Below are 12,528 nucleotides of genomic sequence, written 5' to 3'. Positions count from 1 at the left end.
CGAGCCCCGTAGTGCGCCCCTGGCGGCTGTGCCAGACTTCCGGCCATGCGGATACCTGCCCGGCTGCTCGCCGCCCTCGCCGTCAGCGCCACCCTCGCCGTGTCGGCGACCGCCTGCGGCTCGAACGACTCCAAGGACCCGGCCGACGCGGCGGGCTCCTCAGGCGGTGGCGGCGACACCCCGTTGCGGAGCGCGCTGTCGGGGGTGCCCACGGCGCGCTCGGGGGACGTCGTGATGTTCCAGGACGTGTCGGTGACCAGGGGCCTGACCCGCGGCAAGGACAAGCGCCAGTACTCCGCGCTCGCGGGGCTCAACCTGGCGGAGCTGAACAGTTACTCGTCGGGGCCGCTGAAGAGCTACTGGGGCTTCGACGAGAGCCAGGTCGACACGGCCGTCCTGGTCGGGAACCAGCCGGTGGGGCGGCAGACCGGCACGTTCGACCGGGACGCCGTCGCCGCGGCGCTGAAGAAGCGCGGCTACACGGAGAAGACCGACGGCGGCGTCTCCCGCCTCACCAAGAAGGGCGAGACCACCGTCGAGATCTCCGACTCCGCGCGCGCCACCGTCGCCGACAAGGCGAAGTACGCGGTCTCCGCGCAGGAGCCCGACAAGTCCCTCGCCGACGACCCGGACTTCCGCAAGGTCGCCGACTGCCTGGGCGACACCTACGAGGCGACCCTGTACGGCGAGAGCAGCCGCAACAACAAGGACGTGAAGCTGCTCGGCATCGGCGGCCACCTCGACGGCGGCAGCCGGCCCACCGAGAAGCTGTGCGCGCTGACCGTGTCGGAGAAGGGAGCCGAGGCCACCGCGAAGACCCTGCGCGACAGCTCGCGCAAGCGCTACAAGGGCGCGAAGATCGACGAGGGCTCGGGCGGCACCCCGATGGTGACAATGGGGTGGAAGAACACGAAGGATGTGCCGCCGGGCGAGTACAACGCGAACTTCCAGCTCCCGAACGCCGTGCTGCACTGGCTCTGAGCCACCGCCGGGGCCCGCACGGCGCGGGCGCCGCTCACGGCGCCCAGCCCTCCCGGTACTCGGCCCAGTCCCGCTCCGTGGCCGCGAAGTCCACGTACAGGGCCACGCCGAAGCGCGCACGGTCCCGGTCGGTGCGGCCGAGGCCGAGGCGCACCCCACGCACCGCGGCCGCGACGGTCTCCGCGTAGCCGTGGTGGGACATGTTCTCCTCCTGGTAGAAGGGCAGGCCGAGCAGCAGGTCGGTGCCGCGCGGGGTGGCTTCGAGGGCGAGCGCGGTCTGCTCCGCGACATAGCCGCCGTACAGGCTCCGCAGCGGCATGGCGGTGTCGTACGACATCACCGCGATCTGGTCGACCCGGCGGGCGACCTGCCCGAAGTACCGCTGCGACCACCACTTGGGGTGTCCCGTGAGGGCGCCCGCGACGGCGTGGGTGGCGGGCAGCGGGTCGATCTGGTGGGCGGCGACGGACAGCAGCGCGTGCCCGTGCGCCGTCGCGCGGTGCAGCCGGTCGAGCAGCCGCAGGTAGTCGGCGTCGCCCGAGTGCAGGGGCTCAAGGTCGACATGGACGCCGTCGAAGCCGGTGGCAAGCACCGTGCGCGCGGAGCCGACGACACGGTCGCGGGTGGCCGCGCGCTCCAGGTGGAGCCCGGTGGGCGACTCGCTCGCCAGCGCGTCGCCCAGCCACGCCTGCACCCGCACCCCGGGCAGCAGCCGGTGCACGGCGGCGATGAGCCAGGCGGCCCGCGGGTGCAGCGAGCCGGGGAGCGAGCCGTCGTGCTCCAGGGGCCCGGTGTGGACGTAGAGGTCGCGGATGCCGGTGCCGGAGAGGCGGGCGCCCAGCGCCTCCACGTCGGCCTCGTCCTTGCGGCCGTCCACCCAGGCGTGGCCGAGCCAGAGCGCGTCGCGGCCCCGGGTCCTGGTGCCGGGCGGCGGCTCGCCCGCGTAGCTCAGCCGCAGCGCCGTCCCGGCGGCGGCGACCGGCAGGACGACGAGCACCACGAGGGTGACGGCGCCCCTTCTCAGCCAGATCCGGCGGCGCGAGCGCGGCGGCCGCCCGGTGCGCTCCGGGCCGCGTCTGCGCCCGTACCAGGCCCGCCACCGGGCGCCCCACCCCTGCCGCATCCCCGCACACATGGCCGAAAGAGTAGGGGCGGCGGTGTCGGAGGGGCGTGAGGGGTGGTCAGAAGAGGCTGAGCAGTGCCTCGGGGTCGGGCTCCCCGCTGCTGCCGTCCGGCAGGGACATCTCGAACCACACCGTCTTGCCCGCCGGGGTGCGCCGTGAGCCCCAGGCCGCGCTGAGCAGGCCGACGAGTTGCAGCCCCCGCCCGCCCTCGTCGGTGTCGCGGGCGCGCCGTCTGCGCGGCTGGACGAGGCCCGCGTCCCACACCTCGCACACCAGGGTGCGGTCGAGCAGCAGCCGCAGCCTTATCTCGCCCTCGCCGTAGCGCAGGGCGTTGGTGACCAGCTCGCTGACGAGGAGTTCTGCGGTGTCGGCGAGGGGGTCGAGGTCCCATTCGAGCAGCCGGGCGCGGGCGAGTTCGCGAGCCCGGCCGACGCTCTGCGCCTCCCTGGGCAGCTTCCAGTCGCCGACGCGGTCCTCGGGCAGCCCCTGCACCCGGGCCATCAGCAGCGCGACGTCGTCCTCGCCGTGGTGGGTGTCGAGGGTGCCGAGGACGTGGTCGCAGACGTCCTCAAGGGGCCTGGAGGGCTCGGTGAGGGTGTCGACGAACGCCTGGAGGCCCTCGTCGAGCGGGTGATCCCTGGACTCGACGAGGCCGTCCGTGTAGAGCGCGAGCAGGGCGCCCTCGGCCAGTTCGACCCGTACCTCCTCGAAGGGCTCGCCGCCGACGCCGAGCGGCATGCCGGGGGGCACGTCGAGCATGAGCGCGGGCTCGCCGGGCTCGACCACCACCGGGGGCAGATGGCCGGCGTTGGCGAAGGTGCAGCGCCGGGTGACGGGGTCGTAGACCGCGTAGACGCAGGTGGCGAGGTAGACCTCGGAGAGGTCGGCGTCGCGGTTCTGCCGGGCGGTGCGGGTGGCCTGCTGCACCCCTCCCGGGGTGCCGAGGCCGCGGGCGATCTCGTCGAGCGCTTCGAGGACCTCGGCGGGCTCCAGGTCGAGCAGCGCCAGCGTCCTGACGGCGGTGCGCAGTTCGCCCATGGCGACGGCGGCGCGCAGGCCGCGGCCCATGACGTCGCCGACGACGAGGGCGGTGCGGTGTCCGGGCAGTTCGATGACGTCGAACCAGTCGCCGCCGACCTCGGTGGCCGCGTTGCCCGGCAGGTAGCGGCAGGCGATGTCGAGGCCCGACGCCTCCGGGTCGCCTGGCGGCAGCAGGGAGCGCTGGAGGATCAGGGCGCGCTCGTGCTCGCGGCGGTAGAGGCGGGCGTTGTCGATGCAGACGGCGGCGCGCGCGGCGAGTTCGGAGGCGAGGGCGCGGTCCCGGTCGCCGAACGGCTCGCTGCCCTTGGTGCGGGAGAACTGCGCGAGGCCGACGACGGTGTCGTGGGCGACCATCGGCACCGCGAGCGTGGACTGGATCAGGCCGCTGCCGCCGGTGATGTGGCGCAGCCGCGCGGTGCGCAGCGCGCCCGCGTTCGGCGAGGAGAAGGGGAAGTGGTGCACGGCGCCGACCGCGACGGGGGGCAGCCCGTCGCCGAAGGGGGCGTCGGCGACGGCGCTCGCGTACGCGACCCGGCGCAGCGCGCCGCTGCCCGCGCCGGTCCTGCCGCCGGTCGCGCCCCACTGGCCCTGGGGGGTCTCGTCGCCGAGGAGCAGGCCCTGATAGAGGTCGACCGAGGCGATGTCGCAGAAGCCGGGGACGGTGACGTCGAGGAGTTCCCTCGCGGTGGTCTCCAGGTCCAGGGAGTTGCCGATGCGGGCGCCCGCCTCGTTGAGCAGCGCGAGGTTGCGGCGGGCGAGGGCGGCCTCGCGGGCGGCGGCGTGCCGCCTGGTGACGTCGGTGGCGAGCCCGGCGACACCGATCGGGGTGCCGGAACCGCTGTGCACGCGGTAGAGGTTGACGGACCAGTGGCGGCGCTCGGACGACCGGGGGGTGGGTCCGATGAGCTGCATGTCGTGGACGGTCTCGCCGGTGTCGAGCACCCGGCGCAGCGCGGCCCCGAGGCGGTCGGCCTCGGCGCGCGGCAGGTAGTCATGCACGGTGCGGCCCCGGTGGTCGGCGGCCTTGCCGCCGAAGACGGACGCGAAGCGGCGGTTGGTGCGCAGCACCCGCAGATCGCGGTCGAACAGCAGGAAGCCGAACGGAGACTGACCGAAAATCGCCTGTGAGGCGGCGAGGTCGGTCTCGATGTCGTGCAGCACGCGGACGTCCACCACGATGCAGACGGCGGCATGCTCGCCCCGCTCGGTGCGGGTGGGCATGACGTAGATCTCGGCGATGCCCTCGGTGGGCCGCTCGGCGTCGCCGGTCGCGGGGGCGCTGAAGGGGACGGTGCCGGTCCACTCCCTGCCGTCCAGGATCTCCGTCATCTTCCGCTGGCCGCGGTCGCGCAGCGCGGGCGGTACGAACGCCTCCACCGGGTCCTTGCCGACGGCGTGTTCCGCGTCGATGCCGAACAACTGCTCGGCGCGCAGCGACCACTGGTCGATCAGCCCGTCGGGGCCGAGCGAGAACGAGGCGACGCGCACGTAGTCGTAGAGCGAACCGGGCGGGCTGCTCTGCCACATGTCGCCCGGGGGGACCCCGGCGTCGGCATCGGCGGTACGGTCCTCCGCGCCCCGCGCGGGGGCGGGCGGCGCGGCGGGCGCGGGGCGTGCGGGCTGCGCGGGGGACGCGGCGGCGCGGGGCGGGCCTCCGGCGCGGCGGGGCCGTTCGGGAAGTCGCGGCTGTGCGGGAACCGTCCCCCCCTCGGCGCGCGTCTTGTCGGGTGTGGGAGCCTCGTCGACGTCGCCACGCGGCGGGGCGGGGTCCCCGGGCGGCCCGTCGTCCGCGGGGTCCTGGTCGCCGCCCGTGTGCCCCTCGGCGTGGTCGGAGCCGGCCTGCGCGGCGGCCTGCTTCGGCGTGCGCCCAGTACCGGACGGCGCCTTGGTGCCGCCCGTCGCGTCGTCCGCCGGACCGCCCGATGGTGGCTCGGACGCCGTGGCCTTCGCTGGTATGTCGCTCACGCGATCCGTCCCCTCCAGCTCACCGCGTCCGGTACCGGCCACCGGGTGCGGCTGACCGCAGTATCCAGCACTCCGAGCCCTTCCGACACGGTGTTCACGATCACAGCACGGTCCCAACTCGATTCGGCCAAGCGAAACCGCACTCCCTGACTTCTAACCAGGCAGCGTCAGCTCGAACCACACCGTCTTTCCCGCACCGGCGAGACGGGTGCCCCAGCGCTGCGCGGAACGGGCGAGAAGTTGCAGGCCACGGCCGCCCTCGTCGTCGGGTTCCGCGGTGCGGGCGCGTGGTGGATCGGGGAGTTGGTCGGAGACCTCCACCAACAGGGTGCGGCGGGGGGTGCGGGAGACGGCGAGCCGGATCGGGCCGTCGGCGTGCCGCACGGCGTTGGTGACCAGTTCGCTCACGAGCAGCGCGGTGACGTCCTCGATCTCCCGCGCGCCCCAGTCGGCGAGCCGGGCCCTGACCAGGGTGCGGGCCGTGCGCACCGCTCCCGGGTCCGCCGGGAAGGACCACTCGACGCGGTCCGCGGCGGCGTCGATCACGTGGATCACTCCAGGGGCGCGGAGGGGGTGCCGTCCTTGCCGGTCACCAGTGCCCCACCGACCACATTGGTGACATAGCACGCATACCCGGGGAGGCGCCGCACTATCCCGGTTGCCACCCTTGCCCGCTTTTCCCTGTTTTGTCCGATAGGGGACTTCGGCCCGTCGGGTGTGAGCGGCCGGGAGCTACTGGGCGGGTCCGGCGCCCCGACCGGCCGCCGGGTCGGTGGCGGTCACAGTTGGCGCGGTCGCGGCGGCAGTGGCGGTGGGGGCGGTCGCGGTGGCGGCCGGGTCGGGCAGCCGCAGTACGCGCAGGGTCTCGCGGACCGCCGGGACGTCCCCCGGCAGCCAGTCGACATCCCAGATCGCGTCGGGTTCCAGCCAGCGGACCTCGTCGTGGTCCTGGAGCGGCTCGGGCTTCCCGGCCAGCAGGGAGACGACCCACACCTGGAGCGTGCGCCCCGCGCCGACCGGCCACTGCCCGGGGACCCGGGCCATGGGCAGTGTCTCGATGCCCAGTTCCTCCGTCAGCTCACGCATCAGGGCGCTCTCCGGGGCCTCCCCCGGCTCCACCTTGCCGCCGGGCAGCTCCCAGCGCCCCGCCAGCTCGGGGGGCGCGCTCCGGCGCGCGGCGAGCAGCCGCCCCTCGGCCCATACGGCGCCACCGACCACGAGTCTCTCCGTCACGGCCGTGACCTTACGCCGGGTACCCCGGGGGCCACCGTGCCTATTCGGCCACCCGGCGATCGATGCGCGCGGGGGCGCGGCGGGGTGTCAGCCGATGCGCTCGACGACGTACCGGGGGTGGGGGGCATGGCCGCGCGAGCCCAGTGAGTCGAGGAACTTCCGGGCCTCCTCCTCGGTCGCGTAGCTGCCCACGCGGTAGCTGTTGCCGTTCTCCTCCTGACGGATGACGGACCAGACCAGTGGGGCCGTGGTGTCGCTCATCGTGTGCCCCCGACGGTCCTGGCGCGTGCTCCCGTCCTGCCTCCGACCCCGGTCATCGAGGCGGCCGTTATCCGCATATGCCCGAGCGTACGCCCCGCCTTCACGGAGCGCACACATGGTGGCACGCGGAGATACGCAACCGGCCACGCCCCATGCGCCCCCGGCGTGCGCCGCGGCCCGTCCGGCGCCGTGGTGCGCTGGTCATGGGGGCGGGCGGGGGCATATGACCGCCCCGTACGACGGTGCCCCCGCTCCCGCGGCCGGGCGGGAACGGGGGCGGTCGTACGGGGCGGGCGGCGGGCGCCGTCCTGGGGATGCGGCGGCGCGGGCCGGGCCTCGGCCGTGCGGCACGGCTCGTCGGCCGTGCTGCGGCACGGCTCCTCAGTCGTGCGCCATGACTCCGGCGCGCAGCCGGGCCGTGATGCGGCTGAGGAGTCGGGAGACGTGCATCTGGGAGACACCGAGTTCGGCGCCGATCTCGGCCTGGGTCATCTCCTCGCCGAAGCGGAGCCGCAGGATGGTGCGGTCGCGCTCGCCGAGCTGCTCCACCAGCGGCTTCAACGCCTGGACGTTCTCGACGATCTCCATGTCGTCGTCGGGGCCGCCGATGATGTCGACCAGGGTCTCGCCGCCCTCGTCGCTGCCGCTGTCGAGCGGGGCGTCGAGGGAGGAGGCGCTGTAGGCGTTGGCGGCGACGATGCCCTCGATGATCTCCTCCTCCTCGCGGCCGAGGTGGGCGGCGAGTTCGGCGGGGGTGGGAGAGCGGTCGAGGCGCTGGAACAGGGTCTCGGACGCCTTCGCCAGGTCGATGCGCATCTCCTGGAGGCGCCGCGGCACGTGCACGTCCCAACTGGTGTCGCGGAAGAAGCGCTTGATCTCACCGACGATGCAGGGCATGGCGAACGACGCGAATTCGACCTCCCTGGTCAGCTCGAAGCGGTCGATCGCCTTGATCAGGCCGATGGTGCCGACCTGGACGATGTCCTCCATCTGCTCGCTGCGGCTGCGGAAGCGGGTGGCCGCGAACTTCACCAGGGCCAGGTTCAGTTCGATGAGGGTGTTGCGCACGTCCTGGTACTCGTGCGTGCCCTCCTCCAGCTCGGCGAGGCGGGCGAAGAACAGCTTGGACAGCTCGCGGGCGTCCTTCGGCGCCACGTCCGCCGGGTTCTCCACACGCGGCAAGGCGCGCTCGCGTGGCGGAACTTCGGTCTTCGGGCATTCCGTCACTTCGGTCGTCGCCATGGACACGGTGGCCTCCCCAGGTCCGTCGGTGTGTGTCGCTCCGTCGGTAGAGCGACGCCTACCCGGAACCCGGACTCGCATACGTACCGATTTTCCTACGCCTTGCGCGGCCCCTCGGGAGCCCTCCTCGGGGCGCCCGCGGCGACCTGGCGCACAAGGCTCCGCGGGCCGCGCCGCCTTGCCCGCGAAGGCCCGTCACTTTGTCCGCGGGGCCGTCCTCGGCACGGCGTACCGGAAGCGGCCGGGTCATCGCACCGGCAGGTGGTACGAGAGCCGGTAGCGGTCGGCGGGGATCACCACGTCCGCCGTCTCCACCGGGCGCCCCGAGGCGTAGTACGTCCGCCGGATGTCGATGACGACGTGCCCGGGGACGCCGCCGAGGGTCAGCAGCTCCTCGGCGAGGCCCGGGCGGGCGCCGACGTCCTCCGTCATGTTGTCCACCACGACGTCGATGGCGGCCATCCGCTCCACCACGCCCATGCCGCCGAGCGGGCCCTCCTCGGGGAGCATCACCGGGGTGCGCCCGGTGACCGCAAGGGGCTCCCATGAGGTGGAGATCATCATGGCGTCGGTGGTCTCACGGAAGACGTAGCGCGTGCACATGACGGGGTCGCCCTCGGCGATGTGCAGCCGCCCGGCGACGAGCGGACCCGCCTCGGTGCGCTCGCTCTTCGACTCCCAGGTGCCGCGGACCGCGGACTCGGCCTGCTCCTGGCGGAACGGGGTGGCGCCACTGGCCGGCCGGTACCCGGAGCGCGCGATGCGGCGCGGCACCGGGCGCTCCCTGACATAGGTGCCGGAGCCGGAGCGGCCCTCCACCAGGCCCTCCGCCATGAGCACCTTGCGCGCCTCAAGAGCGACGGTGTCCGAGACGCCGTACTGCTCGCGAATCCTGGCCTGGGAGGGGAGCCGGGTGTGGGGTGGGAGCGAACCGTCGACGATCTTCTTCCGCAGATCTCCTGCCACGCGCAGGTACGCCGGTTGTTCACCGAAAGTCACGGCCGCTCCCATCAGATTGACAGACAGCAACAGCCTCGCAACCGTGGGTGGTTACCGCAAGTAAAGGCCAAGAAATCACCCGATGTGATTACCCCGGGGTGGGGGCCGGCGGCTCCCTCGCAGGTCCGCGCGGGTTTTCCGGTAGCGGTGAATCCGCTTGTGCCGACGCCGAGTTCATGCCGCTTGCAGCCGCGCACCTCCCGGGGGCGCCGCGGGCGCGACGCGCGGTGAGCATGCTGCGTCCTTGACAGGAACCCTCCGTCGCCGCGAAGGGCGCCGCGCGCGTGGCCGAAGCGGGCCCGCGACGGCCCCGGCCGCCGCCCCTTCGTCCACGATGCCGCTGCCGGGCCCCGCGCCACGCGCCTGCCGCGCGCTGCACCTGACGACCACCCCGCTGACGGCGGGCGGCGGCGGGGCGGGCGGCGGCTTCGACGCGTAGCCGCCGCCCCGACGAGCGCCACGGGGCCGCCCCGGCGGGCGCATATCCTACGGATCATGACCGCGCTGCCCGCCACGAACGCCCTGCCGGGACGGTTCTGCCCGGCCGACGGCACCCGGGTGCCCGCCGACTCGCTCGACTGGTGCTGCCCGACCTGCCGGGGCCCGCTCGACCTCGACTTCGCCCCGACCCCGGCCCCGCTGAAGTCGCTCACGGGCCGGGTGAACTCGCTGTGGCGGTACGCGGAGACGCTGCCGCTGCACGGGCCCGCGGTGTCGCTCGGCGAGGGCAGGACCCCGCTGGTGGGCCTGCGCGACGGGATCGACGCCAAGCTGGACTTCCTGATGCCGACCCTCTCCTTCAAGGACCGGGGCGCGGTGATGCTGGCGGAGCTTGCGCTGCGGCTCGGGCCCGCGCGGGTGGTCGCGGACAGCAGCGGCAACGCGGGCACCGCCGTCGCCGCGTACTGCGCGCGGGCCGGGCTCGCCTGCACGGTGTACGTGCCCGAGGGCACCTCGGCGAAGAAGCTGGAGCAGATCGAGGCGCACGGCGCCCGGGTCGTGGTGGTGGCGGGCGGCCGGGAGGCGGCGGCCGGGGAGGCGCGGGCCGCGGCGGACACCCCCGGCACGTTCTACGCGAGCCATGTGCACAACCCGTACTTCCTGCACGGCACCAAGACCTATGTGCACGAGCTGTGGGAGGACCTGGGCGGGCGGCTGCCCGACGTGCTGGTGGTGCCGGTCGGCAATGGCACGCTGCTGCTCGGCGCGGCCCTCGCGGTGGAGGAGCTGCACGGCGCCGGGCTCATCGGCCGCAGGCCCGCGCTGTACGCGGTGCAGGCGGCGGCCGTCGCGCCGCTCGCCGCCGCCTGGCGGGCGGGCGCGGAGGGCCTTCCCGAGGCGCAGGTCACGGTGGCGCCCACCCTCGCCGAGGGCATCGCGATCCCCCGCCCGCCGCGGGCCCGGCAGATTCTGCGCGCGGTACGCGCCTCGGGCGGACGGTTCCTCACGGTGACGGAGGACCAGATCAGGCACGCCCAGCGGGACCTGGCCTCGCGCGGCCTCTACGTGGAGTCCACCGGGGTCGCCTGCTGGGCCGCGGTGCGCGAGGACGCCGCGTTCCGTGCGGACGTCCGCTCGGCGGTGGTGCCGCTGTGCGGGGCGGGCCTGAAGACGGGGATGGCGGCGGCTTCCTAGGCTGCTCTCTCCTCCGAGGGGCGGGCTCCGGGGGGCGCTTCGGGGGCTCCGGGACCCGGGGAGGCTCCGGCCGGGGGACGGGCTCCGTACGCCGGGGGGCTTCTGCGGGCCCGTACATGGCCCCGCAGCTCCGCTCGGCCGCCCCCTGGGCCTTCGGCCCCCGCCCTAGCCCCGTTGCCGAGCCTCCATCGTCACCGCGAGCGCGAAAAGCAACTGCCTGTCGACGGCCTCCTCGTGCACGGTCAGGCGGTACCAGTCGTCGAACACCTTGGGCTTGTCGATGCTGAACACCACCTCGCCGTCCCGCTCGAAGTCGAAGTGGTACTTCACCAGCGCCCCGGCGACCTCTCCCACCGTGTCCAGGAGCGTCAGCAGCCGCCGGGCCCGCGCGGTCGCGACACTGCGCTCGGTGCCGGTGAGCCTGCCGAGGCCGGGCTGCTCGAACTCCCAGGTCGTACGGCTGACGGACTTTTTCGGCAGCACCCCGAACGAGCCGAGCAGCCGGTCCCCGTGGCCGAACGCCTCGTAGCCGGTCAGGGCGGCGAGCCAGCCAGCGGAACTCTCCCTGACGGTCACCAGCCGCTCGCCGCGCCGCTCGTCGGTGTAGATGTCCAGCACGTCGGAGACCTTGAGCTGCTTCTCCGCGTAGCCGAGCTGCTCGCCCGGCCTCCCCTTGCCGTCGTCGGCGGAGATCCGGTACTTGCGCTTGAGCCCCAGCGACGTCTTGCGTACGTGGTAGATCGAGGTCGGCACGCCGCCCAGGATAGGCGGCGCCCGTGACACCGGGCCCGGCGAGAGCGGCCCCCGCCGCGGTGGCGTGCGCGCGCCCCCGGCCCGGGGGTTCGCCGTACGGACGTCGCGCAGTCGGCTCCCGCTCACCGCGGGGACACCCGCACGACAGCCGGGGGCCCTAGGGTCGGCGCGGCCCGCGGCGGGGCGGCGGGCCCATGACCCGGCCCAGCCTTCGGCCCCCTTCGGGAGCGCGTATGCGACACCGCGTCACCACCCTGGCACTGCTGGCCGTCACCGCCTTCCTCGCGGCCTTCCTTCCCCCCTCGGCGGCGCAGGCGGCGGGACTGCCGCTCGGCAAGGCCGACTTCGCGATCGCCGTGGGCGACCTGCGGGCCGACTCCACCCACAACTGGGTGCGGCTCGGCGAGTACACGTTCACCCCCTCAGGCCAGGTCACCGAGCGGCACTGGCACTGGTCCAACGACACACGCGTCAAACGCGCCTCCACGGGCTTCCTCGCCAGCGGCTGCACGACCCGCGACTGCACGGTGCTGACCGCGGGCGGCTACCAGTCCACCGGCGCCTCCTCCACCCTCTCCGGCACCTACACCGTCACGGGCGACAAGCTCCGCGTCACCTGGAGCGGGGGCGACCGGGAGGAGTGGACGCTGACGTCGAAGGCGGACGGCGCGCTCGCCGAGGTGGAGTTCTCCGCGAGCAACTACCACGTCACCCACGGCTTCGGCGCCGGCTCCAACGCCGCCTGGGACGCCCGGGTGCCGGTGGGGTCCCTCGCCTCCCTCGACTGGTCGGCGTACATCCACCGCTACTACCTGTGGAAGACCAGCGAGGCGAGCAGCACCCCGTACATCGACCACGCGGACGGCAACCCCTTCTGGCTGCGGGACTGGAAGACGTGCGACAGCGGCCAGTGCATCGGCGGCGAGACAAGCCCCGGCCGGCCGGGCGCCACCGAGTACTACATCTCCCCCGCCCGCGCCCCCGTCGGGCACCGCCGCGACACCCTGTGGGGCTGGCGGCAGGCGAACGCGGCCGGGAAGAAGTGCTACACGGGCAACTCGCACGTCAAGCCGATGCTTCAAGTCATCGACGAAAACGGGCAGTTCCACGGCTGGGTGGGCGTCGAGGGCTCGATCAGCCAGACCGTTCCCCAGCAGGGCGTCTTCGCGGACGACATCGGGGTCTTCAGGATCGAGGACTGAGCGGCCCCGGCCTCCGGTGGCGGTGCCGGGACCCGTCCCGGGAGCCCTCGTTACGGTGGCCGACAGCCGCGGCGACCGACGGAGGCAGAGAC

The 12,528-nt window shown here is 73.8% G+C and carries 12 protein-coding genes; 4 read left to right on the top strand and 8 right to left on the bottom strand.

All coding sequences use genetic code 11. The features are described 5' to 3' along the window. Nucleotides 1–45 precede the first annotated feature (45 nt). Entirely contained in the window at nucleotides 46–981 is a 936-nt protein-coding gene (locus ACIBIW_RS13325; RefSeq protein WP_399335301.1) for a hypothetical protein, read from the top strand. 34 nt (nucleotides 982–1,015) lie between these two features. Here the strand turns inward: ACIBIW_RS13325 and ACIBIW_RS13320 are convergent, their stop codons facing one another. From ACIBIW_RS13320 to ACIBIW_RS13290, 7 genes are all read right to left on the bottom strand, one after another. Next, nucleotides 1,016–2,116, bottom strand: a complete 1,101-nt coding sequence (locus tag ACIBIW_RS13320) for a hypothetical protein (RefSeq protein ID WP_399335300.1) — start codon at nucleotides 2,114–2,116, stop codon at nucleotides 1,016–1,018. 46 nt (nucleotides 2,117–2,162) lie between these two features. Further along, nucleotides 2,163–5,111, bottom strand: coding sequence for a SpoIIE family protein phosphatase (locus ACIBIW_RS13315; RefSeq protein ID WP_399335298.1), 2,949 nt, complete (start codon nucleotides 5,109–5,111; stop codon nucleotides 2,163–2,165). A gap of 153 nt (nucleotides 5,112–5,264) precedes the next feature. Next, nucleotides 5,265–5,666: an ATP-binding protein gene (locus tag ACIBIW_RS13310; protein ID WP_399335296.1), complete on the bottom strand. Its 402-nt coding sequence runs from the start codon at nucleotides 5,664–5,666 to the stop codon at nucleotides 5,265–5,267. 177 nt (nucleotides 5,667–5,843) lie between these two features. After that, complete coding sequence (locus ACIBIW_RS13305) at nucleotides 5,844–6,344, bottom strand: (deoxy)nucleoside triphosphate pyrophosphohydrolase (RefSeq protein ID WP_399335294.1); 501 nt, start codon at nucleotides 6,342–6,344, stop codon at nucleotides 5,844–5,846. Between the two features lie 87 nt (nucleotides 6,345–6,431). After that, nucleotides 6,432–6,605 carry an SPOR domain-containing protein gene (locus ACIBIW_RS13300; RefSeq protein ID WP_399335292.1) on the bottom strand — a complete coding sequence of 58 codons (174 nt, stop codon included), beginning with the start codon at nucleotides 6,603–6,605 and terminating at the stop codon, nucleotides 6,432–6,434. Between the two features lie 381 nt (nucleotides 6,606–6,986). Next, nucleotides 6,987–7,847: a SigB/SigF/SigG family RNA polymerase sigma factor gene (locus ACIBIW_RS13295; RefSeq protein WP_399335290.1), complete on the bottom strand. Its 861-nt coding sequence runs from the start codon at nucleotides 7,845–7,847 to the stop codon at nucleotides 6,987–6,989. Between the two features lie 246 nt (nucleotides 7,848–8,093). Continuing rightward, complete coding sequence (locus ACIBIW_RS13290; protein WP_399335288.1) at nucleotides 8,094–8,846, bottom strand: GntR family transcriptional regulator; 753 nt, start codon at nucleotides 8,844–8,846, stop codon at nucleotides 8,094–8,096. A 244-nt stretch (nucleotides 8,847–9,090) separates the two neighbouring features. Between ACIBIW_RS13290 and ACIBIW_RS13285 the strand changes: the two genes are divergently transcribed. Further along, the gene (locus ACIBIW_RS13285) at nucleotides 9,091–9,285 is read left to right on the top strand and encodes a hypothetical protein (protein ID WP_399335286.1); all 195 of its coding nucleotides are present in this window, start codon (nucleotides 9,091–9,093) and stop codon (nucleotides 9,283–9,285) included. 56 nt (nucleotides 9,286–9,341) lie between these two features. After that, nucleotides 9,342–10,481 carry a pyridoxal-phosphate dependent enzyme gene (locus ACIBIW_RS13280; protein ID WP_399335284.1) on the top strand — a complete coding sequence of 380 codons (1,140 nt, stop codon included), beginning with the start codon at nucleotides 9,342–9,344 and terminating at the stop codon, nucleotides 10,479–10,481. Nucleotides 10,482–10,646: 165 nt separating this feature from the next. Here ACIBIW_RS13280 and ACIBIW_RS13275 read toward each other — a convergent pair whose 3' ends face one another. Then, nucleotides 10,647–11,234: a hypothetical protein gene (locus ACIBIW_RS13275; RefSeq protein ID WP_399335282.1), complete on the bottom strand. Its 588-nt coding sequence runs from the start codon at nucleotides 11,232–11,234 to the stop codon at nucleotides 10,647–10,649. 233 nt (nucleotides 11,235–11,467) lie between these two features. Here ACIBIW_RS13275 and ACIBIW_RS13270 point away from each other — a divergent pair, with 233 nt between their 5' ends. Next, a complete protein-coding gene (locus ACIBIW_RS13270) occupies nucleotides 11,468–12,436 on the top strand; it encodes a hypothetical protein (protein ID WP_399335280.1) in 969 nt (322 codons plus the stop codon). Nucleotides 12,437–12,528: the final 92 nt, after the last annotated feature.

The organism is Streptomyces sp. NPDC050560, assembly GCF_044457285.1.
Taxonomy (GTDB): domain Bacteria; phylum Actinomycetota; class Actinomycetes; order Streptomycetales; family Streptomycetaceae; genus Streptomyces.
Note: the sequence above shows the minus strand (reverse complement) of the source record. Positions and strands in the feature narration are given on the sequence as shown.

Bases quoted from the DNA above. Each gene is read 5' to 3' on its own strand.
- ACIBIW_RS13325 (WP_399335301.1), top strand. From the start codon at position 46: ATGCGGATACCTGCCCGGCTGCTCGCCGCCCTCGCCGTCAGCGCCACC.
- ACIBIW_RS13280 (WP_399335284.1), top strand. From the start codon at position 9,342: ATGACCGCGCTGCCCGCCACGAACGCCCTGCCGGGACGGTTCTGCCCG.
- ACIBIW_RS13320 (WP_399335300.1), bottom strand. From the start codon at position 2,116: ATGTGTGCGGGGATGCGGCAGGGGTGGGGCGCCCGGTGGCGGGCCTGG.
- ACIBIW_RS13295 (WP_399335290.1), bottom strand. From the start codon at position 7,847: ATGGCGACGACCGAAGTGACGGAATGCCCGAAGACCGAAGTTCCGCCA.
- ACIBIW_RS13300 (WP_399335292.1), bottom strand. From the start codon at position 6,605: ATGAGCGACACCACGGCCCCACTGGTCTGGTCCGTCATCCGTCAGGAG.
- ACIBIW_RS13270 (WP_399335280.1), top strand. From the start codon at position 11,468: ATGCGACACCGCGTCACCACCCTGGCACTGCTGGCCGTCACCGCCTTC.